Source organism: Bacillus sp. FSL P2-0069, assembly GCF_038593315.1.
GTDB classification, from domain to species: domain Bacteria; phylum Bacillota; class Bacilli; order Bacillales; family Bacillaceae; genus Bacillus; species Bacillus safensis.
The window spans coordinates 2,448,938-2,473,536 of record NZ_CP151984.1 but is presented as its reverse complement, the minus strand read 5'-3'; the positions used below and the strand labels follow the sequence as shown (position 1 = coordinate 2,473,536).

At 41.3% G+C, this 24,599-nt stretch carries 26 protein-coding genes, 1 tRNA gene, 1 pseudogene and 1 other annotated feature; of the genes and pseudogenes, 25 read left to right on the top strand and 3 right to left on the bottom strand.

The features are described from left to right. Window position 1: 1 nt before the first annotated feature. The 3 genes and pseudogenes from sdhB to NSQ34_RS12660 form a co-directional block, all read left to right on the top strand. The gene (gene sdhB / locus NSQ34_RS12670; RefSeq protein ID WP_046311996.1) at window positions 2-766 is read left to right on the top strand and encodes a succinate dehydrogenase iron-sulfur subunit; all 765 of its coding nucleotides are present in this window, start codon (window positions 2-4) and stop codon (window positions 764-766) included. Between the two features lie 121 nt (window positions 767-887). Beyond that, complete coding sequence (locus tag NSQ34_RS12665) at window positions 888-1,349, top strand: thioesterase family protein (protein WP_065214556.1); 462 nt, start codon at window positions 888-890, stop codon at window positions 1,347-1,349. Between the two features lie 79 nt (window positions 1,350-1,428). Continuing rightward, window positions 1,429-2,142: pseudogene (locus NSQ34_RS12660) on the top strand (biotin--[acetyl-CoA-carboxylase] ligase); the annotation flags it as partial. 184 nt (window positions 2,143-2,326) lie between these two features. On the opposite strand, the gene NSQ34_RS12655 reads toward NSQ34_RS12660, so the two are convergent. Then, window positions 2,327-3,457, bottom strand: a complete 1,131-nt coding sequence (locus tag NSQ34_RS12655; RefSeq protein WP_342500941.1) for a PrpF domain-containing protein — start codon at window positions 3,455-3,457, stop codon at window positions 2,327-2,329. 135 nt (window positions 3,458-3,592) lie between these two features. Here NSQ34_RS12655 and NSQ34_RS12650 point away from each other — a divergent pair, with 135 nt between their 5' ends. The 13 genes from NSQ34_RS12650 (at window position 3,593) to NSQ34_RS12590 (ending at window position 13,939) form a co-directional block, all read left to right on the top strand. After that, the gene (locus NSQ34_RS12650; RefSeq protein WP_024423208.1) at window positions 3,593-4,453 is read left to right on the top strand and encodes a LysR family transcriptional regulator; all 861 of its coding nucleotides are present in this window, start codon (window positions 3,593-3,595) and stop codon (window positions 4,451-4,453) included. Between the two features lie 153 nt (window positions 4,454-4,606). Further along, window positions 4,607-5,923 carry a citrate:proton symporter gene (locus NSQ34_RS12645; protein ID WP_342500940.1) on the top strand — a complete coding sequence of 439 codons (1,317 nt, stop codon included), beginning with the start codon at window positions 4,607-4,609 and terminating at the stop codon, window positions 5,921-5,923. Between the two features lie 206 nt (window positions 5,924-6,129). Continuing rightward, window positions 6,130-6,354 (top strand): spore germination transcription factor GerE, encoded by a 225-nt coding sequence (gene gerE / locus NSQ34_RS12640; protein ID WP_003184172.1) that lies wholly within the window; start codon window positions 6,130-6,132, stop codon window positions 6,352-6,354. Window positions 6,355-6,503: 149 nt separating this feature from the next. Beyond that, window positions 6,504-6,944 (top strand): MarR family transcriptional regulator, encoded by a 441-nt coding sequence (locus NSQ34_RS12635; RefSeq protein ID WP_024423206.1) that lies wholly within the window; start codon window positions 6,504-6,506, stop codon window positions 6,942-6,944. A gap of 10 nt (window positions 6,945-6,954) precedes the next feature. After that, complete coding sequence (gene racE, locus NSQ34_RS12630; RefSeq protein ID WP_024423205.1) at window positions 6,955-7,770, top strand: glutamate racemase; 816 nt, start codon at window positions 6,955-6,957, stop codon at window positions 7,768-7,770. A 101-nt stretch (window positions 7,771-7,871) separates the two neighbouring features. Next, window positions 7,872-8,933: a GerMN domain-containing protein gene (locus NSQ34_RS12625; RefSeq protein ID WP_024423204.1), complete on the top strand. Its 1,062-nt coding sequence runs from the start codon at window positions 7,872-7,874 to the stop codon at window positions 8,931-8,933. A gap of 151 nt (window positions 8,934-9,084) precedes the next feature. Then, window positions 9,085-9,813 (top strand): ribonuclease PH, encoded by a 729-nt coding sequence (gene rph / locus NSQ34_RS12620; RefSeq protein WP_024427165.1) that lies wholly within the window; start codon window positions 9,085-9,087, stop codon window positions 9,811-9,813. A gap of 10 nt (window positions 9,814-9,823) precedes the next feature. Next, window positions 9,824-10,426 (top strand): XTP/dITP diphosphatase, encoded by a 603-nt coding sequence (locus NSQ34_RS12615; protein ID WP_162860205.1) that lies wholly within the window; start codon window positions 9,824-9,826, stop codon window positions 10,424-10,426. Window positions 10,427-10,440: 14 nt separating this feature from the next. After that, window positions 10,441-10,965: a metallophosphoesterase gene (locus tag NSQ34_RS12610; RefSeq protein ID WP_268456575.1), complete on the top strand. Its 525-nt coding sequence runs from the start codon at window positions 10,441-10,443 to the stop codon at window positions 10,963-10,965. A gap of 120 nt (window positions 10,966-11,085) precedes the next feature. After that, a tRNA-Arg gene (locus NSQ34_RS12605) sits at window positions 11,086-11,159 on the top strand. 470 nt (window positions 11,160-11,629) lie between these two features. Continuing rightward, a complete protein-coding gene (locus tag NSQ34_RS12600) occupies window positions 11,630-12,082 on the top strand; it encodes a hypothetical protein (protein ID WP_342500939.1) in 453 nt (150 codons plus the stop codon). A gap of 805 nt (window positions 12,083-12,887) precedes the next feature. Then, entirely contained in the window at window positions 12,888-13,067 is a 180-nt protein-coding gene (locus tag NSQ34_RS12595; RefSeq protein ID WP_268423531.1) for a hypothetical protein, read from the top strand. A 458-nt stretch (window positions 13,068-13,525) separates the two neighbouring features. After that, a complete protein-coding gene (locus tag NSQ34_RS12590; RefSeq protein ID WP_326134122.1) occupies window positions 13,526-13,939 on the top strand; it encodes a DUF4241 domain-containing protein in 414 nt (137 codons plus the stop codon). 99 nt (window positions 13,940-14,038) lie between these two features. On the opposite strand, the gene NSQ34_RS12585 is transcribed toward NSQ34_RS12590, so the two are convergent. Next, the gene (locus tag NSQ34_RS12585; protein WP_125586712.1) at window positions 14,039-14,434 is read right to left on the bottom strand and encodes a VOC family protein; all 396 of its coding nucleotides are present in this window, start codon (window positions 14,432-14,434) and stop codon (window positions 14,039-14,041) included. A 332-nt stretch (window positions 14,435-14,766) separates the two neighbouring features. Between NSQ34_RS12585 and NSQ34_RS12580 the strand changes: the two genes are divergently transcribed. From NSQ34_RS12580 to NSQ34_RS12555, 6 genes are all read left to right on the top strand, one after another. Further along, window positions 14,767-14,916, top strand: a complete 150-nt coding sequence (locus tag NSQ34_RS12580; RefSeq protein WP_024427820.1) for a teichoic acid D-Ala incorporation-associated protein DltX — start codon at window positions 14,767-14,769, stop codon at window positions 14,914-14,916. Window positions 14,917-14,930: 14 nt separating this feature from the next. Next, window positions 14,931-16,436 (top strand): D-alanine--poly(phosphoribitol) ligase subunit DltA, encoded by a 1,506-nt coding sequence (gene dltA, locus NSQ34_RS12575; RefSeq protein ID WP_268456574.1) that lies wholly within the window; start codon window positions 14,931-14,933, stop codon window positions 16,434-16,436. Then, entirely contained in the window at window positions 16,433-17,617 is a 1,185-nt protein-coding gene (gene dltB, locus NSQ34_RS12570) for a D-alanyl-lipoteichoic acid biosynthesis protein DltB (protein ID WP_342500938.1), read from the top strand. The genes dltA and dltB overlap by 4 nt, the downstream gene beginning before the upstream one ends. Window positions 17,618-17,638: 21 nt before the next feature. After that, the gene (gene dltC / locus NSQ34_RS12565; RefSeq protein WP_024423191.1) at window positions 17,639-17,875 is read left to right on the top strand and encodes a D-alanine--poly(phosphoribitol) ligase subunit 2; all 237 of its coding nucleotides are present in this window, start codon (window positions 17,639-17,641) and stop codon (window positions 17,873-17,875) included. Then, complete coding sequence (dltD, locus tag NSQ34_RS12560) at window positions 17,875-19,041, top strand: D-alanyl-lipoteichoic acid biosynthesis protein DltD (protein WP_025092477.1); 1,167 nt, start codon at window positions 17,875-17,877, stop codon at window positions 19,039-19,041. Before dltC ends, dltD begins: the two co-directional genes overlap by 1 nt. A 95-nt stretch (window positions 19,042-19,136) precedes the next feature. Further along, the gene (locus tag NSQ34_RS12555) at window positions 19,137-19,556 is read left to right on the top strand and encodes a DUF1232 domain-containing protein (RefSeq protein WP_041115074.1); all 420 of its coding nucleotides are present in this window, start codon (window positions 19,137-19,139) and stop codon (window positions 19,554-19,556) included. 32 nt (window positions 19,557-19,588) lie between these two features. Here NSQ34_RS12555 and NSQ34_RS12550 read toward each other — a convergent pair whose 3' ends face one another. Continuing rightward, complete coding sequence (locus NSQ34_RS12550; RefSeq protein WP_034621158.1) at window positions 19,589-20,632, bottom strand: lactonase family protein; 1,044 nt, start codon at window positions 20,630-20,632, stop codon at window positions 19,589-19,591. A gap of 432 nt (window positions 20,633-21,064) precedes the next feature. Between NSQ34_RS12550 and ilvE the strand changes: the two genes are divergently transcribed. The 3 genes from ilvE to ilvN all read left to right on the top strand — a co-directional run bounded on the left by ilvE (window position 21,065) and on the right by ilvN (window position 24,595). Next, complete coding sequence (gene ilvE, locus NSQ34_RS12545; RefSeq protein ID WP_024427825.1) at window positions 21,065-21,979, top strand: branched-chain-amino-acid transaminase; 915 nt, start codon at window positions 21,065-21,067, stop codon at window positions 21,977-21,979. A gap of 8 nt (window positions 21,980-21,987) precedes the next feature. Beyond that, window positions 21,988-22,233, top strand: a binding site (T-box leader). Between the two features lie 122 nt (window positions 22,234-22,355). Next, a complete protein-coding gene (gene ilvB / locus NSQ34_RS12540) occupies window positions 22,356-24,080 on the top strand; it encodes an acetolactate synthase large subunit (protein ID WP_025092480.1) in 1,725 nt (574 codons plus the stop codon). Further along, on the top strand, window positions 24,077-24,595 hold the full coding sequence (ilvN, locus tag NSQ34_RS12535) for an acetolactate synthase small subunit (RefSeq protein WP_007501584.1): 519 nt from the start codon (window positions 24,077-24,079) through the stop codon (window positions 24,593-24,595). Before ilvB ends, ilvN begins: the two co-directional genes overlap by 4 nt. Window positions 24,596-24,599 lie beyond the last annotated feature (4 nt).

The window sequence follows — 24,599 nt, the reverse complement described above, 5'->3', positions numbered from 1 at the left end:
GATGAGTGAAAAAAACACAATTCAATTCATTATCACACGTCAGGATACAGCAGATGGAAAGCCTTATGATGAGGAATTCGAAATCCCTTACCGCCCAAATATGAACGTCATTTCCGCACTCATGGAAATTAGACGTAACCCGGTCAATAAACAAGGTGAAAAAACAACGGCGATCAACTGGGACATGAACTGTCTTGAAGAGGTGTGCGGAGCTTGTTCCATGGTCATTAATGGAAAACCGCGTCAGTCATGTACAGCCTTGATTGACCAGTTAGATCAGCCGATCCGTCTTCAGCCGATGAAGACATTCCCGGTCGTGAGAGACTTGCAGGTTGATAGAAGCCGCATGTTCAACTCCTTGAAAAAAGTGAAAGCATGGGTGCCGATCGATGGCACATATGATCTTGGACCTGGACCAAGAATGCCTGAGAAAAAACGTCAATGGGCGTACGAGCTTTCTAAATGTATGACATGTGGTGTCTGCCTTGAAGCTTGTCCAAACGTGAATGATAAGTCTTCCTTTATGGGCCCTGCACCGCTTTCGCAAGTTCGTCTATTTAACGCACATCCGACAGGTGCGATGAATAAGTCAGACCGTCTAGAAGAAATTATGGGAGACGGCGGTCTTGCGAACTGCGGGAACTCTCAAAACTGTGTGCAGGCTTGTCCGAAAGGAATCCCGCTGACAACGTCAATTGCAGCACTTAACCGAGATACAACATTACAAGCTTTCCGTAACTTCTTCGGAAGCGATCACGCAGAATAACATCACATTCAGTCCTCTTTGCCAATCATGATGAGTGTTTACAAGAGGCTGGATGGAACACAAAATAAACGCCTCTTCCAATATGGGAGAGGCGTTTATTGATGAATAAGGAGATGATGAAGTGAGACTTCCATCATATATTGAGGAACCATTTGAAGAATGGAGAGCATCCTTTCGATTTTATGTCGAAACGACTGTCCGTTTTTCAGAAACGGATATGTTTGGCCATATGAACAATGTCACCCCTTTTGTATATTTTGAAGAAGCACGGATTGCCTTTTTTCAAAAAACGGGAATTGTTGATAAACGAATGAAACGAGTGAAAGAGACGATTACAGTCGTGGCAAACCTGCAATGTGATTACATCAAACAGGTGGAGATAGGGGAGCGGCTTCGTGTGTATGTAAAGCCAGAAAAAGTCGGATCAAGCTCACTCATCCTTCATTATTTAGGAGAAAACGAGCAGCAGGAACCATGCTTTACCGGCTCAGTCACCATGGTGCAAATTAATAAAGAAACAGGCGCACCTGTCCCATTTACAGAGGAAGAAAAAGAGACATTTCAAGCTCAACGAAATAAATAACATAGAGCCCTCATCATCGTGTAAGCTTCATTTTGTTATAATAAAAGGATCATATCAAGAAGAAACAAAAGGAGAACACATGAAGATTTTTCAATATGACACCATTGATAGTACAAATAATGAAGCAAAAAGGCTTATGCAAAAAGGAGAAAAACCTTCATTTGCTGTCTATGCACATCAGCAGACAGAAGGAAGAGGCAGGCTAGGCAGACCGTGGGAAACGCCTGCAGGGAATGTCGCTGTGACCATGACAGTTTTGCCGCCAGAAGAACTCTCCACCCAGTCAACGATCGCTCCGCTGACGGCACTAGCGATCTACGATGTACTCAAACCTCTCATCAGGGCTGAGGATCAGCTGGCGATCAAATGGCCAAATGATATTCTCATCAATGAAGCAAAGGTATCAGGCACATTGATTGAAGCGGACCGTACCGCCATTTATATCGGGGTTGGCATCAATGTGAAGACAAAGCCAGAGCATGTTCCGTACAAAACCATTTGCCTATCAGAGCTTACAGAGGTAAAAGCCGATCAGCTTGTGAAGGAACTTGCCGCCGCTTTTGAAAAATATCATACACGCTGGAAGAATGAAGGGTTTGAAGCACTCACTTCCCTCTATAACAAACGGTTATATCGTCTTCATAAACCGCTGCGGATCTCGTTAGACCGTGAAAAACAAACATGGGAAGAGGGCATTTGCTGCGGAGTCAACCGCTACGGTCATCTCCAGCTCAAAGATGAGAAAGGGCAGATAAAAGCTCATTCTGCCGGAGATATCGATGCACCGCTTCAGCGCGTAGACAAACCCTCGCATTCGTTGTCAGGACTGTGTTCCAGTGCTCACGAATGTCATATTCGCTCCGCTCCGGTTAGGGCTGCAAAGGTTTTCTATCACGCTGAAAAGAAGACAAAGGGCTAAAATCAAGATCATTTTAGCCCTTTGTCAACAATCTGAGCAGACGATATTCTCGTCTGCTTTAAGCTTCTCTTTTAATATGAGGCTGAATCACATAGTCTTGTTTTGTGAAAACAACTCCGTCTAGAATTTCTCTTGCGGTTCGAATGACTTTGACTCTGTTTTGAGAGATGTCAATTTCCGTTTGCATAATCCCGGCAGGATGCCCAATACGAAGGGTGTCATCTTGACCTTGGAACAGCTGAGAAGGAAGCGTTTCATCCAGGAAACAGCTGGCTGTCACGCAGACAGAGCCGGTAATGGCAAGTGCTTGGTGCGGTCTTTGCATTGATAGCATACGAACGATGATGTCCATATCTTCTGCTCGTCTCAAGATTCCATTTGTATCTACATAATCAGCAGGCTTGCTGATGAGCGCAAGCTTTGGAACAGCTGGAGACTGTAATGTGGCCATTTCTTTTGGTGCAAAATGACACATTTCAGCAGCAAGGGAACGAATTTCTTCTAAATCATCCAGTAATTCGTCTGTAAACTCTTCAGGCAATTCAGTTCCTTTTAATTGAATATCTTTCGCGCGAATAAAGGCAATTGGGTTTGCAATGTCAACGATCGAGATTGGAATCTCGCCAAACTTTGTTTGAATCGTATCAATTTTGTTTCCAGTTGGAAAGGTTTTACCTGTGACAGCGCCTTCAGGTTTCTCAAAGGATAAATAAATGGGAGAACCAGTTCCTTTTACGCCTGGAATTTCTGCCTGTCCTTCAAATTTTACTTCTCCATTTTCGACCTCGACCTCTGCCGTAATGACTTTATTTGTATTGGTATTGAGGATACGTACAGTCGTAATGGGCTCAACAGCTTGAACAAGTCCTTTAATGATCGCATACGGCCCAACGGCTGATGAGATGTTCCCGCAGTTTCCTTTAAAGTCGACATATCTCTCATTAATGCTGACTTGTGCAAATGTATAGTTCACATCCACATCCGGGCGTGTGGCTTTATCGATGATCGCCACTTTGCTTGTTAAAGAATTACCGCCGCCGATTCCATCGACCTGCAGCCGGTCAGGGCTGCCCATAATGTCTAATAGAAATGCTTCGAGCTCATCGTGTTCATATGGTGCATTGTTCGCGTGAATGAATACCCCTTTGCTTGTACCGCCTCGCATGATTGTGATTGGAACTTTTCTCATTACTCTCACCCTCAATTTTTAATAAACTGTTTATCTAACCAAAATGGTAAAGTATAATAAGAAATAAGTTAAATACATTATTTTAAGAGAAATCAATAAAATTATTTTATAATTAGTAAAAAAGGAGGACAAACAATGGATGAAAAAGATTGGCGGTTTTTAAAGGTACTTTATGAAGAAAAGAACATCACAAAAGCGGCAGAAAAATTATTTGTCTCTCAGCCTGCCCTAAGCTATCGTTTGAAACAGCTTGAAGAGGAGTTTGATATGAAGCTTTTCTTTAAAAGAAAACGAGGAATTGAATTTACATCAGAGGGCGAATACTTGGCTAAATATGCAAATGACATGCTCAAACAGCTGCAGCAAACAAAAGATGGCATGCTCAATATGCAAAAAAAGGTCAAAGGGACGATCCGGTTAGGGGTCTCAAGTAACTTTGCCCAGTATAAACTGCCAGAAATATTAAAAGAATTTTCTAAGCAGTATCCACATGTTCAATTTATGGTCAACACAGGCTGGAGCACAAAGGTAATGGATTTATTAGGAACATCAAGTGTGCATTTAGGGATTTTAAGAGGCGATTATGACTGGAATGGAGAGCGTTTTTTGCTCGATAAAGAGCGTCTTTGCATCATTTCAAAATCAGAAATCCAGCTAAAGGATCTCCCGAATCTGCCGCTCATTGACTATCATACAGACAGTTCATTGAAACGGCTGATTAACAGATGGTGGCAGGAAACTTTCACAATGCCTCCGCTTGTCACGATGGAGACAGACCGTCAGGATACATCAAAAGAGATGGTGAAGCATGGTTTAGGCTATGCCATTGTCCCAGAAATTTGCCTCAGACCAAGTGATGAGTTATTTGTAAAAGGTCTTTCGTATAAAGATGGACAGCCTGTTTTAAGAGATACATGGCTCATGTACCAGCCAGACTCACTTCATTTGTCTGTTGTGAAAGCGTTCATTGAGTTTTTAAGAAATCAGCAAGGTTGATTATAAAAGGAATTTATTGAATATACGAAAAAATCGATATTTTCATTATAAAAAAAGCTATTATATCCTTGAAATAGAAAGCGCTAACATATAGATCGCAAGTGCAAGGGGGCGCTTGCAGATCATGTAAAGAAGAGGATGGAGGGATATAAAGTGCTAGCTATTTTAGGGATCTTGATGGTCTTGACATTTACATTTCTCATTATGACTAAACGTATGCATCCGGTGGTGGCTCTAACCGTTGTACCTATCATATTTGCATTGATCGGTGGCTTTAACAAAGGATTAGGGGACATGATGCTTGATGGACTGAAAACTGTTGCACCATCAGCTGCTTTATTGTTATTTGCGATTTTATTCTTCGGTGTCATGCTGGATGCTGGATTGTTTGATCCTCTGATTAAACTCATTCTACGTATTGTAAAAGGTGATCCTGTCAAAATTGCTTTTGGGGTAGCGATTTTGTCTATGCTTGTTGCATTAGATGGTGACGGAACAACAACGTATATGATTACCGTATCAGCTATGCTGCCACTTTTCTTAAGAATTGGGATGAACCCATTAATTTTAGGAACAATTTCATTATTATCATTAGGAATTATGAGCGGAATGACGCCATGGGGCGGTCCGGCTACTCGTGCTATCGCGGCGCTTGGATTAGATGCAGGCGAATTTTTCATTCCATTACTCCCAACGATGGTTGGAGGCGGTCTTTTTATACTTTTTACTGCTTACGTACTTGGAAAAAAAGAAAGAAAACGGATTGGGATTGCAGAGATTCAGTACAAAGAAGAGCCGTCCATTTCTCCTGAATTGGCTGCGTCAATTGAGGATGGAGTAGCCGATATCAAAAGGCCGAATCTGATTTGGATTAACTTCTTCCTTACAATTGCTGTCATGGTCACACTAGTCCTGGATATCATCCCAATTCCTGTACTCTTCTTAATTGGATTTGTCATCGCTCTCATGATTAACTATCCAAAGGTTGAAGATCAGCGCGAGCGAATTTTATCGCATGCAGGAAATGCATTAACGGTTATCACACTTGTATTTGCAGCAGGAATTTTCACAGGGATCTTCTCAGGAACAAAGATGGTTGAGGCCATTGCCAATTTGGTCATTTACATGATTCCTGATTCCTACAGCTCATTTTTCCCGCTGATTGTTGCTTTGACGAGTATGCCATTTACATTTATTCTTTCAAATGATGCTTACTATTTCGGGGTGCTGCCGATCTTGGCTGAAGCCGGCGCAGCTTACGGGATTGATCCGGTGGAGATTGCACGTGCTTCTATCATAGGACAGCCTGTCCACTTACTGAGCCCACTTGTCGCTTCAACACTGCTGCTTGTCAGTATGCTGAACAAAGATATTGGTGATTTGCAAAAATATGCACTGCTATGGACCGTGTTAACTGCCCTTTTTACAACACTTATTGCATTGTTAACAGGCGCCATTTCAATCTTTTAAATACCACGCAAAAAAAGGACGATGTCTCGGGGAGGAGACTCGTCCTTTTTTGCGTGGATGAAAGCGTAGAAATTGGACGCTGATATGCGGGATTTCTTGATTTTAACGTCACCTACCTCAGGCACCCGGCATATGATATCTCGACTATACAGAATCCCATTCTATAGAGACTAGAGCTCTCACCTTAGCAAGGAGGGTTACAATACTTGAAGGAGAAAGAGTTTCAATCCAAGCCGCTATTAACCAAAAGAGAAAGAGAAGTATTCGAATTGCTCGTCCAAGATAAAACAACAAAAGAAATTGCAAGCGAGCTTTTTATTAGCGAAAAGACTGTTCGAAATCATATTTCGAATGCCATGCAAAAGCTAGGAGTCAAAGGCCGTTCACAGGCTGTAGTCGAGCTTCTGCGTATGGGTGAGCTAGAGCTCTAAAGTCAGCCGGTTTTCCTTCCATATCGGGAAGGAACCGGTTATTTCTATATGGTTTCCATGAGTCTCTTCTTGCATTTTCTTTGAAAAACGAGGAAAATAGACATGTACGTTTTAATCAAAGTGAGATGCTATAGTGAGGTATCAATAAAATGGAAACGAATGAATCAGGCCATGTTGCAGAGATTGAAAAATCATTACGCCACATTGCCGCAATTATTAAGCAAAAAGGCAGAGAAATCCTGAATCAATATACGATTACACCTCCACAATTCATCGGGCTTCAGTGGCTTTATGAATTCGGAGATATGACAATAGGTGAGCTGTCACAAAAGATGTACTTGGCTTGCAGCACAACCACTGATTTAATTGATAGAATGGAAAAAAGTGAACTTGTCGAACGGGTGAAAGATCCATCTGACCGCCGCGTGGTTCGCATTCATTTATTGCCTGAAGGCGAGCGGATCATTCAAGAAGTGATTGCTAAACGCCAAGAATACGTCAGTGAACTTCTAGGGGCTTTCTCAGAAGAAGAAGCCATCGTTTTCAACCAATCCTTAACGAAACTACAGCAGCAAATGAAAAGAAAATGAGGCGATTTTGTTGGATCAACCAATCGGCGTCATTGATTCCGGCGTCGGCGGTTTAACCGTTGCAAAGGAAATCATGAGACAACTGCCAAAAGAAAAAATCATTTATGTAGGCGATACAAAACGATGTCCATATGGCCCGCGGAAAGAAGAAGAAGTTCTTCAATATACGTGGGAAATGGCACACTACTTACTAAAACACCACCATATTAAAATGCTCGTCATTGCATGCAACACAGCAACGGCGATCGCACTGGATGAAATTAAAGCAACGCTTGATATTCCGGTCATTGGCGTCATTCAGCCTGGTGCCCGTACAGCGATCAAGGTGACAAACAACCAGCATATTGGCGTTATTGGCACTATCAATACGATCAAAAGCGAGGCATACAAAGAAGCGCTGCTGTCACTAAAAGCAGGTCTAACGGTTCAAAGTCTGGCGTGTCCGCTCCTTGTCCCATTTGTGGAAAGCGGTACGTTTTTAGATCAGACAGCAGAGGCAGTGGTGAAAGATTCCCTTGAACCGATGAAAGAAACAGGAATTGACACTCTTATTCTTGGCTGCACACACTATCCGATTTTAAAAGAGCCGATTCAGCGCTTTATGGGCAGTGATGTCAGCATTATTTCATCAGGAGATGAGACAGCGAGAGAAGCAAGTACGATTCTTTCATATAAAGGGCTGTTAAATACCTCTAAAGAAACGCCTGTCCATACATTTTACACAACAGGGCAGCAGCAAAATTTTCAAAACATCGCTCGTGACTGGTTTGGCTACCTGCCAGGGAAGGTCGAAACCGTGTCACTTGAACACATCTACCAGCAATAACCCGCTTCTATTTGAAGTGGGTTATTTTTTTATGAAAAGGGTCTAATCCTCTGGGGGAGCTCGTATACATAGTAGTACAAACTACTAGAGGAGGGTGAAGTATGCTGAAAAAAGGATCTACAGCAGCTGTTACGTGTATCGCGTCAGCCATGCTTTTGTCAGGATGCGGATTGTTTCAAACAGACCAAGCGAAAACAGAGATTGATCCACCACAAAACGTCACATATGTGAAAGAAAATAAAGAAGATAAACAAACAGCCAAAGAAGGAAAAGAAGAGAAGCAGGCAGATACGGTCATGAGAGAATTATATTTAATTGATAAAAACGGGTATGTCGTATCTCAATCCATTCCACTGCCGAAAAATGAAGGAAGTGCCAAACAAACCCTTGAATATCTCGTGGACGGGGGACCTATTTCTAACTTAATGCCGAATGGCTTCAGAGCAGTGCTGCCAGCGGATACGCGCGTATCTGTCGATATTAAAGACGGAACGGCGGTTGTCGATTTTTCAAATGAATTTAAAAACTATAAAAAAGAAGACGAGCAGCGCATTTTGCAATCTGTCACTTGGACGTTAACTCAGTTTGATTCCATAGCCAAAGTCAAATTGAAGATGAATGGACATGAACTAAAAGAAATGCCAGTGAACGGTACACCTATCTCAGATGATTTAAGCAGAGAAGACGGTATTAATATCCAGCACGAGGCTGCTGCTGATATGACAGCGACAAAGCCAGTGACGGTTTACTATTTAGCTGAATCTGATGAACAGACGTACTACGTTCCGGTGACCAAAAGAGCGCCAAAAGACGAGGATGATCCGATTACAGCAGCAATTGATGAGCTCGTCTCTGGACCAAGCAAAAAAAGCCATCTGCTTACAGACTTTGATCAAGATGTGAAGCTGAATGATGTACCAAAAGTAAAAGATGGCCATGTGACACTTGATTTCAACGAATCTATTTTTGGCAGTGCGGATGAAAAGAAAAAGGTTATTTCACAAAAAGTTCTTGATAGCATTGTGCTCACATTAACCGAGCTGCCGGACGTCAAAAGCGTATCTGTCAAGGTGAACGGCAAGGCTGAGCTTGTGAACGAAAAAGGAGCAGAGCTCACAAAGCCGGTTTCACGACCAGAACAAGTGAATACAGGTAGTTTTTAACGTCACACATTGATATAATGGAGAAAAAGAGGCATGCATATTCGCTGCCTCTTTTTTATTCCAAGCGATTAGAACGAGCTGAGGTTGTCAAAGTTAGTAGGAGAACCCCGCTGGCACTCGCGAGGAATGTATATCGTAACGGAGGTAAAACATGAGATTAGATGAAAGACAATATGACGAATTGAGAAAAATTGAAATAGAGGCAGGCTACATCACGCATCCAGAAGGCTCTGTCTTAATCTCAGCGGGAAATACGAAGGTGATTTGTAACGCATCGATCGAAGACCGCGTACCTCCTTTTTTAAGAGGAGAAGGAAAAGGCTGGATTACAGCAGAATATAGCATGCTTCCAAGAGCAACTGCACAAAGAACGATAAGAGAATCATCTAAAGGAAAAGTCACAGGACGTACCATGGAGATTCAGCGTTTAATTGGACGAGCACTCCGCGCAGTCGTTGACTTAGAAAAGCTTGGCGAACGCACCATTTGGATTGATTGTGATGTTATTCAAGCAGACGGCGGCACACGCACAGCATCCATCACAGGTGCTTTTGTTGCCATGACACTTGCGATTCAAAAGCTGCGAGCTGAAGGAGTCATCAAAGAAAACCCGATTACTGATTATTTAGCGGCGATATCCGTCGGAATTGATTCTCAGCAAGGTCTTCTGTTAGATTTAAACTATGAAGAAGATTCTTCTGCTGAAGTAGATATGAATGTCATCATGACAGGCGCTGGTCGCTTTGTTGAACTTCAAGGAACAGGCGAAGAAGCGACATTCTCAAGAGAACAGCTAAACGGACTGCTTGATTTAGCCGAAAAGGGCATCAAAGAATTAATCGAAAAGCAAAAAGCAGTAACAGGAGAAGTCATCGAATAAAGAGAAGGGTTTGATCAGGATGAAAACAGCCATCATTGCAACGCACAATGCGGGCAAAGCGAAAGAATTCAAAGCCATTCTTGAGCCAAAAGGATTCACGGTCAAAACACTAGCAGACATTGGCTTTACTGAAGAAATTGAAGAAACAGGACAAACCTTCGAAGAAAATGCCATCATCAAAGCGGAGGCCATTCAAGCCAAAGCAGGTGAAATGGTCATTGCAGACGATTCCGGTCTGTCGATTGATTATCTGGGCGGAAAACCTGGCGTGTATTCAGCGAGATACGCAGGTGAGCATAAAGACGATGCGGAGAATGTGGAAAAAGTGCTGAGCGAACTTCAAGGCATTGAAAAAGAAGACCGCACAGCCAGATTCAGATGTGCCCTTGCTGTCAGCATACCGGGAAAAGAAACAAAGACGGTAGAAGGATCAGTAGAAGGCTTCATCGCAGAAAAACCAATCGGCGAAAATGGCTTCGGATACGACCCAATTTTCATCGTCAAAGACAAAGACCAGACGATGGCCGAATTATCACCAGAGGAGAAAAACAAGATCAGCCATCGAGCGGTCGCGCTTCAAAAGCTTTCATCACTGCTAGACGCAAATGAATAAGGGGGAATGAAGCCATGAAGATACTCATCATTAGTGACAGTCATGGACTCACAGACGAACTTCAAACCATTGCCAAACGGCATGCGGCTGAAGTTGACATGATGATTCACTGCGGAGATTCAGAACTCGAAACGAACCACCCAGCACTCGAAGGATACAAAGTCGTCAAAGGAAATTGTGACTTTATGGGCGATTTTGAAGAAGAGCTCCTGCTCCCACTTGATGGAGGCGGAAAACTATTTCTCACTCACGGACATCTGCATGGCATCAAACAATCCTTGCTTCAAGTCTACTACCGTGCAGAAGAGCTGGGCGCAGACATTATCTGCTTTGGCCACTCGCACATTCCAGGCAGTGAACTGCTAAGAGGAAAACTCCTCATTAACCCAGGCAGCGTGCACTTGCCAAGAGTGCGAAAAGAGCGCAGCTATGCTATACTGACACTAGATGGAAGCGAAGCAATCGTACAGTTTTTCACGGACGAAGGTCAGGCCATACAAGACCTAGAAAACACTGTCACATTGGAAGGTATTTCATAAGGGTGCAGCATTTGCCCCTTATGAAAAAACTTTCGAAAAACCGTTGACTTTAAAGAACAATAGTAATATAATAAATCTTGTCGCTGAGGTAATACACCGCAGCACACTACATAACAACATGTCCCAGTAGCTCAGCAGGATAGAGCAACGGCCTTCTAAGCCGTCGGTCGGGAGTTCGAATCTCTCCTGGGACGTATAATAAATCGGGTGCTAAAGCCCGTCAAATCAACCTCTTATATCGTTTAGTGAAACGGTCAGTATAACGGTCATGTAAGAAATTACACCGTATATCGACTTACTAACGGTATAGGAGGTTTTTTAGTATGACCAAAAGAAATAAGCGATTCAATATATAAACCAACAGTTGAAGAATAAAAGGCATAGTTTAGTGCGATAACGTGAAAAAATAATCAGACATATAATAATGTTACTCGATAAGAATAATCTATAGCGTGTTATATACTTAAGTGTTATCTAAGGAAAGATATCACTACACGGTTGCCTTCGATTAGTAAATGCGTTTCAAAAAGGACATATAACAATCATTCTTTTGAATCTAAAAAAATTAGGCTTTTACATATAGGTATTAGTCTAAACAAGCAGGAAAATTAACCATATATATATTTATACAAATGGTCTTTTTATCAATGAGGAGGAGATATAAGTGAATAATAATTACGACTCTTATAGGCAGCAAGGAATGCGTGTATTTCAACACTATCAACCAGCTGGAGCGGGAACTGAATGGATTAATAAGAATGTTGATATTCTGATGAACAATGGTACATGTTTTGGTAATGTACGCTTTATAAGTGTAGACATGATTGCTTCTCCAGCAGGTCTACCAGCTACACCTAATGACTTCCTTTGGACATTTGACCAATATCCTCCAGGTGGTGGTGCTCCAATTAGAAGAAGAGTTAGTCCTATAGATGTTGCTCAAATTAATCAACCCGGAACGTTATGTCAAACTAGTGGAGGACATGGTGGAGGACACGGTGGAGGACATGGTGGAGGACACGGTGGAGGACATGGTGGAGGACACGGTGGAGGACATGGTGGAGGACACGGTGGAGGACATGGTGGAGCACATGGCGGCTGGTATGGTGGCTGGTAAGCTAGATAACACGGTGAAGTTTAATTAAATTCAACAAAAAGACTATCAAATAGATAGTCTTTTTTATATCTTTAAGTATATTAATTGGGGGGAGTTAGATTAAGAGGAAAATTTCGTGAGCTTTATTTTGATAAAGATGACGAAAAAATATGGAAAGAATCAATTGTTGTTTTAGATAAAAATGTTGAAGATGAATCTGATTTAATTGTTGCTCATAAGATATTAGATTTTTAGGCAAATACCAAAAATAATTAAAGAGAAGGGACCAATATAACTAAGATAGAACCTATACCCAATGTAGACATAACTTTTATCATGTCTTTTCTCAAAATAAACACCCCCACTTCCACCTGTTTTTAATTATATATAATCTATAAAGATGATTGGCAAATTTCATTTAATTATTTTATGAATCATTAAGTTTGCTTAAATCCTTAAAGTTTGGAGCTTTCACAAACAGACAGGGAGCTGCATAAACGACAGCTCCCAAGATGAGAGTTAATTTTTCTTTTTTCTGTAGTCTTTTAATAAGCTTGAAACCACTATAGTGCCGGGTAAAGTAATTAATAACATTTTGGGTGGCGTGCTTTTCTGTGACAATTAATGACATCCTAATTGATCCATTAAATAGGTATTTTAGATAGGTATTTTAGCTGATTTTAACATATGGAAATTTCACGAACAACATAAGGGGGATAGCAATCTACTTTAAGAGTTGACAAACGAAACTTGCTGATTTAATGGGGATTATTTCAATTAAACCTTTTATGTAATAAAATGTATATGATTTATACAAAGGGGTGAGATGGCGGTGAATCATTTTTTAACGGCAATCGTAGTGGCTATCATTGTGGGGATCATTGTATATGTTGCAGATGATCGTTTAAGCATGTGTCCGTTAATGCTGATTTTAGCAGTTACGATCTATATCGTAAGCAGGATTAGCGAAGTATTAATTAAGAGATACTCAAAAGAAAATAGTTAATAACACAGCCCTTCATTGGAAGGGCGTTTTTTAATTAACATTCCCTTTATTTTTACTAATGAAAAAGACATTGCAAAGGGGGGAAATATTAAAAGACAGAAGATGCATTCTCCAATTAAAAAATTAAAGTGTATAGTAGAAAGAGAAGATGAATCTAGTATTAAGTAGGAACTTGCATGATCAAATGGACAGATAGAAAGTGATTTCAGGGGATCAGTTCTCTGGTTATGGAGTTGATACTGGAAATGGATGTTTTATACATGATCATACTTTGAAATTTATCCTTAGTAAATGGACAGATTAAATGGTGGAAAAGTACATAATCCCAAACGTCCCAGAAAAACAATGAAAGGAATGGTCACTTGTACAACATCAATCCAAAACACCTACTTTATGAAAATGGAGAGACAACAAGTAGCCAAGAAGGTGATTAATTATTTGCTAAACAGCTAGGCCATATCGAGATCACGAGCGGTCATATCGTTGCCTGTGATCCTTTTGTTTCTGAAGGAGACCAATCGTTTACGAGGAAGGTTGCTCTAGGGAAATATCCTATTTTACTTGTGGTTAAGCGGTTGAAAAGCAGAGACGAACGCGTAGCCTATGCAATGATCAAGTTTACGAACGTACAAGCATTAGAATGGGGGCTTGCCACAAGAGCAGGTCAGGAACTTAAACATATGAAAGAAGACGAATTCTTCGGTTACGGTGTAAATACGGGTATGGGCTGTTGTATGGATGCGAAGGCGGCTTTATATTTACAAGCTTATGAGGATAAGCTGTATAAAGAGGACAATGATTTTTATCTTTACGAGGAATTTGAAGAAGCGCTTGCGCAACGGGATGTACCCAAGCTTTTGGAGGCTAGATGAAAACGGAGAACCAGCTTGCCTTGTGACGGATTTTTTTATCATGCAATGACAAGAAACCCATGAAATCATGGGTTCTTTTATTTCTCTAGTCAACCTAAATCAAGGTGCCACCAATTCAACTTTCATTCTATCAGGATCTTCAAAATAAACAGCGTAATGTTTATCGCCGCCTGCGAAGGGGTGTGTATCGGTATAAAGAATTTTAACACCCATGCTTTTTAACTTTTCAGTCATATCATCTACTTGCTGCCGGGAACTGGCATGAAAAGCCAGGTGGTTTAGACCTGCCCTGCGTCTATGATAGGGTATGTCCATAAATCGTTCCTCCGTTTGTACGAAAACGATATAAGTTTCTCCCAATTTCCAACTTCGACCGCTTTCCCAGGTTTGATACGGCTCGTAGCCTAACTCCTCTAAAAACCACCCCCAAAAAATAATCGAATTCTTTAAATTCAAAACATTTAGTTCAATATGATGAATAAGTCCTTTTGACAATAGAAGAACCCCCATTTAGAAGATTAATTATTATATGACTTAATGTAACTTAATTCAGATGAATATGGAACTCTATTTAATGGTTTAACTGTTAATGAATACATCTAAAGAAGAATATGCTGCTTCTCGACAGGTTTCAGCAATTTTAAGGCAAATTTAAGATCGGATTTCATTTCAAATTTATTAAATCTTTGTTACAATAAGACAGCTTTGCTCAAAAGAGACGTTCCAAGGTTCGACATTTTTTTAGTATTTCTTAAAAATTTTATGGTTTGATATGAAACTCTTTGATTGAGTCATGCGTCTCTATAAGTGTCAAAAGAAAAGAGGTTATCAATATGCTATTCAAAAAGCTATCAGAAAATAAGTCTGTAAAATGGATAGGATATACAAGCTTTTACTTACTTATTTTGCTATTATTGTTCTTTATTTACGGATTCCACACAGCAAATACGGGATCATTCATTTACAACGATTTTTAATTGGAGATTAAATTATGAAACTATTACAAACGATTCATGAATACCAGCAAACGAAACCAACACAGCCAGCATTTGTTTCTCAACATGCGTCGATCACATATGATGAGCTTTGGCATTTATCAGACCAAATGGCTGGTGCGATCGATGCAGTCGCAGCTGGCAGTGAACCTGTCATTGTATACGGTCATATGGAGCCAGAGATGCTGATTTCTTTCTTAGGCAGTGTGAAATCAGGCAGACCATATATTCCGGTCGATATCTCAATACCTGTCGAGCGCATCGTCTCTATCATTGAAAGCTCAAAAGCCAGTCTATTGATATGTGCAAATGAGCAGAATGTATTAGATGTAGAAGAGCACATTGAAGTGAAGAGTGCGGCATCACTTTTAGCACTTGAAAAAGAAGCACCGCCATCCACGCAGTGGGTTCAACAAGATGATGTTTTTTACATTATTTATACGTCTGGCAGTACTGGAAAACCGAAGGGCGTTCAGGTAACAGCCAATAATTTAGAAAGCTTTACAGACTGGATGTGCCGTGACTTCCCAATTGGTGAGGGAAGCACATTCTTAAATCAAGCACCATTTTCTTTTGACTTATCAGTGATGGATCTCTATCCAGCGCTTCAATCAGGCGGCACGCTTTACTGTTTAGTAAAAGATCTCGTCAACAAGCCAAAGGATATGTTTGCAGCACTTGGTCAATCTGACGTTGAAGTGTGGACATCAACACCTTCTTTTGTGCAAATGTGCTTAATGGACCCTTCCTTTACAGGGGAGCTTTTACCTGAGCTGAAAGTTTTCTTGTTCTGCGGTGAGGCGCTTCCTGTAGCTGTAGCAAGTGCACTTCTGGAGCGTTTTCCAAAGGCGCAGGTCTTTAATACGTATGGTCCAACTGAAGCAACTGTTGCAATCACATCGATTGAAGTCACGCAGGAGATTCTTGATCAGCACGATTCTTTACCAGTAGGCTATGCCAAACCTGATACAGACATCGTCATTTTAGATGAAGAAGGCAAGACACTTCCTGATGGTGAAAAAGGAGAAATTGTCATCGTGGGGCCAAGCGTCACGAGTGGCTATTTAGGTGAACAAGCCTTGACAGATAAAGTGTTCCTTGAATACGAAGGACGTCCTGCTTACCGTACAGGTGACGCAGGTGTGGCGCAAGATGGTTTAATTACGTGCCATGGCCGTCTCGACTATCAAATTAAGCTTCATGGATACCGGATGGAGCTTGAAGAAATTGAATATCATGTAAGCGAGACAACCTATGTCAATGCTTGTGTGATTGTGCCATTCCAGCCAAACGGTCATGTTGAGTACTTGATAGCAGCGATTGTTCCAGCAGCTCATTCATTTGAAAAAGAGTATCAGCTGACAAGCGCGATTAAGAAAGAAATGGCGGATTCACTGCCAGCGTACATGATCCCAAGAAAGTTTGTCTATCTTGAGCAGCTGTACATGACGCCAAACGGGAAGGTTGACCGTAAGAGAATCGCGAAAGAGGTTCTTCTATGATTCCGTTTAGTTCCTTCTTTTTCTTCATTCTAATTGGTATTCTTCTTTTGCCGACGATCATTCTTGGTCTTCGCGGCAAAAGAATGCAGGGCTACAACATGTTTGCAACGGTTGTGGCGCTGGCACTTATTTTCTCAAAGGATGCCCATGGCGCGCTGCTGCTCTTCTTGTTCACGGTGTGGCAAGTCTTCATCATCCGCCTGTACCTTGCATACAGGTTAAAGGCGAATCAGGCATCTGTTTTCTATGCAGCAGTGGTGGCATCTATTTTGCCGCTTGTACTGTCAAAGATTTTACCGTTCTTTTTAACTCATCAGCCGCACCAGCCGCCGCCAATGAACTGGCTGAGCTTTTTGGGGATCTCGTACTTAACATTTAAAGGTGTTCAGTTAATTATTGAGACAAGAGACGGCTTGATTAAGAAGAAAATTCCGATTCACCGTTTGGTCTATTTCATTGTCTTTTTCCCGACGATTTCATCAGGTCCGATTGACCGTTACCGCCGGTTTGAAAAGGATATGGATACGCCGCCTGAAAAGGAAGCATACAGTGATCTTCTATATGCCGGTATTCATAAAATTTTCATTGGCTTCTTATATAAGTTCATTATTGGTTATCTGATTCACACATATATTCTGATGAATATTCATCATATTAGCAGCAGTCACTTTGTTCAGCAGTTAACGTATATGTATGCTTACAGCATGTATTTGTTCTTTGACTTTGCTGGATATACAATGTTTGCTGTAGGTGTGAGTTATATTATGGGCATTAAGTCGCCAGAGAACTTTAATAAACCGTTTATCAGCCGAAACATTAAAGACTTCTGGAATCGCTGGCATATGTCCCTGTCCTTCTGGTTCAGAGACTACGTGTTTATGAGATTTGTGTTCTTTATGACTAAAAAGAAGTGGATCAAGAACCGAATGGCTGTATCAAATATTGGGTACTTTGTCCTCTTTCTATTGATGGGTGCTTGGCATGGCCTTGCCCTTCAATATATTATTTACGGACTATATCATGCAGTTGTCATGTCCGGTTACAATTTATTTGAGAAATGGAATAAAAAGCACAAGTGGTGGCCGGATAATAAGGTCACAATGATTGTGTCAATCATTATTACATTCCATGTGATTTGTTTCGGATTTTATATTTTTTCAGGAAAACCATTTCATCATTAATGATTAAGGGAGTAGAAAATTATGGAATTTAAAAATCAAGTATACGGTATTATTGCAGAGGTTTGTCAGGACGACGTTGTGAAAGAAAATCCAGAGATTGCGATTTTTGAAGAAGGTCTTCTTGATTCATTTGGTACAGTAGAACTGCTTATGGCAATTGAAAGTCAACTCGGAATCACTGTTCCGATTACAGAATTCGATCGTGATGTGTGGGATACGCCGAATCATATTGCTGAGCAGCTGGCAGAGATGAAGTAATGAAAAAGCGTTTTTTTGGGCCGCTTATTTTAGCGGCTGTTCTATTCATTGGTGTTCTTCTTGTACCAAATGCATGGCTCTCACACCTGATCCCAAAAGACAAATTACAAAAGTCAGCCACAGAATTAGATCCAGGGATGTTCCAAGGGCTCTATTTACAAGATGAAATGCTAAAAGATCCAACTTATTTGCCGATCTATGGATCTTCTGAACTATCACGTTTTGATCCATATCACCCTTCGAATTTCTTTCATGAGAATCCTCAAGGGTTTACACCTTATCTTATTGGAAAAGGTGGATCGCAATCATTAATTCATGCGATGAACTTCGCAGCGCATATGGATGAATTAAAAGGGAAGAAGCTTGTATTTATCGTGTCCCCGCAGTGGTTTGTGAAATGGGGATCTGACGAGAATCACTTTGCACCTAACTATTCAGCGCTTCAAGCACTTAATCTCGCCTATAATAAAGAAATTGACCCAACTGTGAAAAAAGAACTGATTAAAAGAATCATGAAGTTTAAAGCAGTCAAAAACGACATGGTGATTACAGAGCTTTTTAAAGCAGAGCTATCTGGGAACAAGTTCGCTTATGGCGCGATTTCTCCTATTGCGAAAATGTACTATGGCATGCTTCAAAAGAAAGACATGTACTATACGATTGGATCGGGGCATGAGCGCAAGCTTCAACCGTCTCCTTCAGTCAAAGGAAAAACATGGGCTGAGCTTGAAAAAGAAGCGAGCATTTTTGGTGCGAAAAGAGCAGGGGACAACCCGTTTTATATTAATCAAAAACTGTTTGACCACAAGCTGAAACCGATCATGAAAAAGATGAAGGATTCCCGTGAAGGTCATTCTTATGCGGAATCACCAGAATACAAAGATTTTCAAATCATGCTTGATATTTTAAAACAGGCAGGGGCAAAGCCTTTGTTTGTAACGATTCCTGTCAACGGAAAGTGGTATGACTACACCGGTTTTCCGAAAGAAGGCCGTACAGGTTATTATGAAAAAATCAATCGTCAAATTCGAGATAATGGGTATGAAGTCGCTGATTTGACTAAGCATGAGTACGATCCTTATTTCTTTAAAGATACGATTCATGTGTCTTATAAAGGATGGGTGTACATCGATAAGGCAATTGAAAAGTTTTACAAAGAGCAGTAGAATGCAGCAGCTTTCTGCTGCTTTTTGTTTGTCGAATCGGCGGATATCTTGTATAACTAAGGGTAAAGGGCTATGCTGTAGATGGAGGCGATATGATGAATCGTTCTGAGAAAAAAGAACTATTAAAGCGTTCGAAGAAGCATTTTAATGATCATGCCTTTTGGGAAAAGTTAAAAAAGACGGCACAAAAAGCTGGTGTCTCTCTTGTCTATGCTTTGCTATTGCTTTACTATACATTGCAAAAACCCGAAGTGCCGGTCAAAGCAAAGACCTTGATTATTGGAGCACTCGGCTACTTTATCCTTCCACTTGATCTCATTCCGGATACATTGGTTGGTGTCGGCTATACAGATGATTTAGGAGCCATTACATTTGCTTTGCTTCAAGTAGCAATGTACATTGATGATGATGTGAAAGGGAAAGCAAAAGACAGGCTGTCAAAATGGTTCGGCGAAAAAACCGATACGTCTTTGATTGATCAAAAGCTTGAGGATGGCGGTATGCCGTCTGTATAAAGAAAAGCCTCCGTTATTGGAGGCTTTTTTCTTTACCCTAAAAATTTCACGCAAACTGGATGAGGGACGGTAATGTCTGATTGTAAGACAGTGAGTCGTCCTGTTTCTTTGTCGCGTTTGTATAACACAAGATTGCTAGATTCTTGGTTTGAACCGACGAGGAATTCTTCTGTTGGATCAAGCACAAAATCTCTAGGCCAGTTTCCTTCAGAAGAAGCAATCTCGACAAGGCTTAATTGGCCGTCAGCGTCTGTTTTAAAAATCGCAATGCTGTCATGACCGCGATTTCCTGCATAAACAAATTGTCCGTCTGAAGAGACATGAATGGCACTTCCTTGATTGTTCTCCGTAAAATCGCTTGGAATGGTCGCGATTGTTTGGATCTCTTCAAAATGACCATCTTCAAAGTAACGAAGCACAATGACCTCTGAGCTTAGCTCTGTCATGACATATGCCACAGGTTTCGTTGGGTGGAATGTGATATGACGAGGTCCGCTGCCTGGCTTTGTTTCAAATGTATGAGCAAGCTCAAGTTTGCCGTCTTCTTTCTTATACGTATAAATTCCATCTGTTCCAAGGTCAACAGCCACTGCAAATTGTTCATCTGGCGTGAGACCCATAAAGTGAGTGTGCGGTTTTTCCTGACGATCTTCGTTAGGGCCAGTTCCTTCATGCTGCGCCTGTGAGAGCGTGCGGATCACTGAGCCGTTTTCAGCATCGATTTCATACATCTCTGCTGTCCCTTTATGATAGTTCGCTGTATACGCCGTTTTCGTTTGACTGTCCACGCTGACGTGGCAAGGAGAAGCTCCATCGGCAAGCTCTTGGTTGATGAAGTGAAGTCTGCCTGTTGTTGAATCAATTTGATACGCAGCAAGGCCGCCCTGTGATCCTTTTTTCACAACAGCATAAACAAACTTTTGATCCTCTGACACGGTTAAATATGTAGGATTTTCAAGCTCAGCAGCGACTTCTACTTGCTCAATCTGCTGCTTGTCCGTATTTAATGTAAACGTATAAACACCTTTACTGTCTCCCTTTGTATACGTACCGATATAACCTCTGATGTTAGCCATGTATTGCCCTCCTTCTATTAGATGCTCTCATTCTATCATAAATTCATAGGAAAACGCTTTAGAAAGGCATGCCAAAAGAAAAACAAAGCCAAAGAAATCTCACAATATTCATCAAAAATGTTGTGAAAAAATATCACAAAAGTTTTCTCAAAAGAAAACCGTTCATGTAAAGTAAATAAATTGAAGAAAAAATACAAAAAATTTTAAGTTTTTTCATTCCTTGTCTAGCAAAGGTGTAAGCGTATACATTTAATTTTGATTAGTCTAAATTGTCTAATAATTTTAAAAATGCTGTTGACACTGTATGGAAAGCGGCGTAAGATGGGTTCAACAAAAGCTAAACAAACACGCAGTGCAAGCGAGAGACACTTCAATATAAAGTGTCTGAAAATTCAACTACTTTTTGTTTGAAAGAGAGGGTGCTCACTGAAAATGGAAGACCAAAAGGAACAGTGGATCTTTTTAAACGATGAACTCGTGAAAAAAGAGGATGCGAAAATTTCAGTTTACGATCATGGCTTCTTATATGGCGACGGTGTTTTCGAAGGGATTCGCGTGTATAACGGAAATATCTTTCGAATGAAAGAACATTTAGACCGCCTGTATGATTCCGCTAGATCTATTATGCTGAACATTCCATATTCACTTGAGGAACTCACGGAAAAAATGATTCATACAGTTGAAAGGAACGGCTTAAAGGATGCCTATATCCGCCTTGTCGTCTCAAGAGGAGCAGGTGATCTTGGATTAGATCCTAACAACTGCGGGAGAGCCAATACAGTGATCATTGTAGAGCCGCTGGCCATTTTTCCAAAGCACCTATATGAAACGGGTATTGATATTGTGACGGTTCCAACAAGACGAAATCGTCCAGATGTCCTTAGCCCAAAAGTGAAATCATTAAATTATTTAAATAACATTCTTGTCCGAATCGAAGCCCATATGGCCGGTGTGAGTGAAGCGCTGATGCTCAACGATCAAGGGTACGTGGCGGAAGGTTCTGCAGACAACGTGTTTATTTATAAAAAAGGCAAGCTTTATACACCGCCAGGTTATATCGGCGCACTTGAAGGCATCACAAGAAATGCCATCATGGAGATTGCAGAAGACTTAGGCTACGAAGTGAAAGAAGAACCATTCACAAGACATGATGTGTATACAGCTGAAGAAGTATTTCTAACAGGAACCGCAGCCGAAGTCATCGCCGTTGTAAAAGTTGACGGCCGTACAATCGGTGAAGGAAAACCTGGGTTCCACACAAACAAACTTCTTGAACAATTCCGTAAGCGAGTAGTTGAAGAGGGAGAAAAAGTCGTTTTTGCAGATGAAAACATTCATGCAAGTTAAATAGATATCGATAAACGTTGAAGAGGACTAGTAGCTTTAGAGTCAGTATCTACAGAGAGCCGGTGCTAGCTGGAAACCGGTGTTACTTTCTAAAGTGAACTCACCTCTGAGTGTCTGCTTGAAATGATAGTAGGGCAGACCGAGTGACATTGCTCACTCGTTACCAAAATGGACGAAAGATGTCCATGAGACGGCAGCAGGATTGCCGTGAACAAGGGTGGTACCGCGAAAAACAAAGCTTTTTCGCCCCTTTGACCTAGTGAAAAGTAGTGTCATTGTGGGGTGAGAAGGCTTTTTTATATGGTCTCATATCTCTATCTTGAATGGAAAAGGGTGAAAGGACTTGACTGAAGCAAGACAAAGAGGAGGAAATCAAATGGGGACAAATGTACAAATGGAGACGGAAAAATCAAAAGCACCACAAACGATGAACGGTGCACTCATGTTAATTGAAGCACTCAAAAGAGAAAAAGTAGAAGTCATTTTCGGCTATCCGGGCGGAGCAGTTTTGCCAATCTACGATAAAATTTACGATTCTGGTTTATTTCATGTCCTGCCAAGACATGAGCAGGGAGCGATTCACGCAGCAGAAGGCTACGCAAGAGTATCTGGTAAACCGGGTGTGGTCATTGCCACATCAGGGCCGGGAGCGACAAACCTTGTGACAGGAATTGCAGATGCGATGATTGATTCACTTCCCCTTGTTGTATTCACAGGGCAGGTGGCAACGTCAGTCATTGGATCGGATGCATTCCAAGAAGCAGATGTACTCGGCATCACAATGCCAATTACAAAGCACAGCTACCAGGTAAGGAATCCAGAGGAATTACCGGGTGTCATTAAAGAGGCATTCCATATCGCAACAACAGGCAGACCTGGTCCAGTCTTAATTGATATTCCAAAAGATGTCGCAGGCATTGAAGGAACCTTTGAATATGATCAGCCAATTGATTTACCTGGTTATCAGCCAAAAGTAGAGCCGAACTATTTGCAAATTCGCAAATTAGTAGAAGCTGTCAGCAGAGCGAAAAAACCAGTCATTCTAGCAGGAGCCGGCGTACTTCATGGCAAAGCATCTGAAGAATTAAGACAGTATGTAGAGCAGCAGCAAATCCCAGTCGCTCATACACTGCTTGGACTTGGCGGATTCCCGGCAAAGCACCCTCTTTTCCTAGGGATGGCTGGTATGCATGGCACATATGCAGCGAACATGGCTCTTCATCAATGTGATTTGCTCATTTCAATCGGAGCAAGATTTGATGACAGGGTAACAGGCAACCTCAATCATTTTGCGAAACATGCGAAGGTCGCTCATATTGACATCGACCCAGCGGAAATCGGCAAGAACATTCATACCCATATCCCGGTTGTTGGAGACAGTAAGCTCGTTCTTGAAGAACTGATCAAGCAAGACGGGAAGCAAGGGGAATCAGACGAATGGAAAAATCAATTAGATCAGTGGAAGGAAGAATATCCACTCTGGTACGTTGAAAATGAAGCAGAAGGCTTTAAGCCTCAAAAGCTGATTGAATACATTCATCAATTCACAAAAGGTGAAGCCATTGTCGCAACTGATGTCGGACAGCATCAAATGTGGGCGGCACAGTTCTATCCATTTGAAAATGCAGATAAGTGGGTCACATCTGGAGGTCTTGGCACAATGGGCTTCGGATTACCAGCAGCCATCGGCGCTCAGCTGGCTGATCAAGAGGCAACTGTTGTGGCAATTTTAGGAGACGGAGGTTTCCAAATGACCCTGCAAGAACTTGCCGTTATCCGTGAGCTGAACCTTCCAGTCAAAGTGATTGTACTCAATAATCACAGCCTTGGAATGGTAAGACAATGGCAAGAAATTTTCTACGAAGAACGCTACTCACATTCTAAATTTTCAGAGCAGCCAGACTTCGTCAAATTATCTGAAGCTTATGGCATTAAAGGAATCAGAATCTCATCAGACGAAGAGGCGAAAGAAAAGCTTGAAGAAGCCTTAACCTCTAGAGAGCCTGTTTTCATCGATGTCAATGTAGCGCGAGATGAAAAAGTATTCCCGATGGTAGCACCGGGGAAAGGACTTCATGAGATGGTGGGGGTGAAACCTTGAAAAGAATTATTGTGTTGACTGTATTAAATCGATCAGGCGTACTGAACAGAATCACAGGCCTCTTTACTAAAAGACACTACAACATTGAAAGCATTACGGTCGGCCATTCTGAGATTCAAGATGTATCACGCATCACGTTCGTCGTCCATGTAGACCAGGAGAAAGACATCGAGCAGCTGACAAAACAGCTGAACAAGCAAATCGATGTGCTGAAAGTAACAGACATTACAAACCAATCAATCGTTCAGCGAGAGCTGGCTTTGATAAAAGTCGTATCTGCACCAGCATCTAGAATGGAGATCACAGGGGTCATTGAACCGTTTAGAGCTTCTATTGTAGATGTGAGCAGAGAGAGTGTCGTCATTCAGGTGACAGGTGAGTCTTCAAAAATTGAAGCACTCATTGAATTACTTAAGCCATACGGCATTAAAGAAGTCGCCAGAACTGGCACTACGGCCTTTGCGAGAGATAATCAGCAAAAGCCGCAAACAAATAAAACAATTTCAATTGTCTAAACAA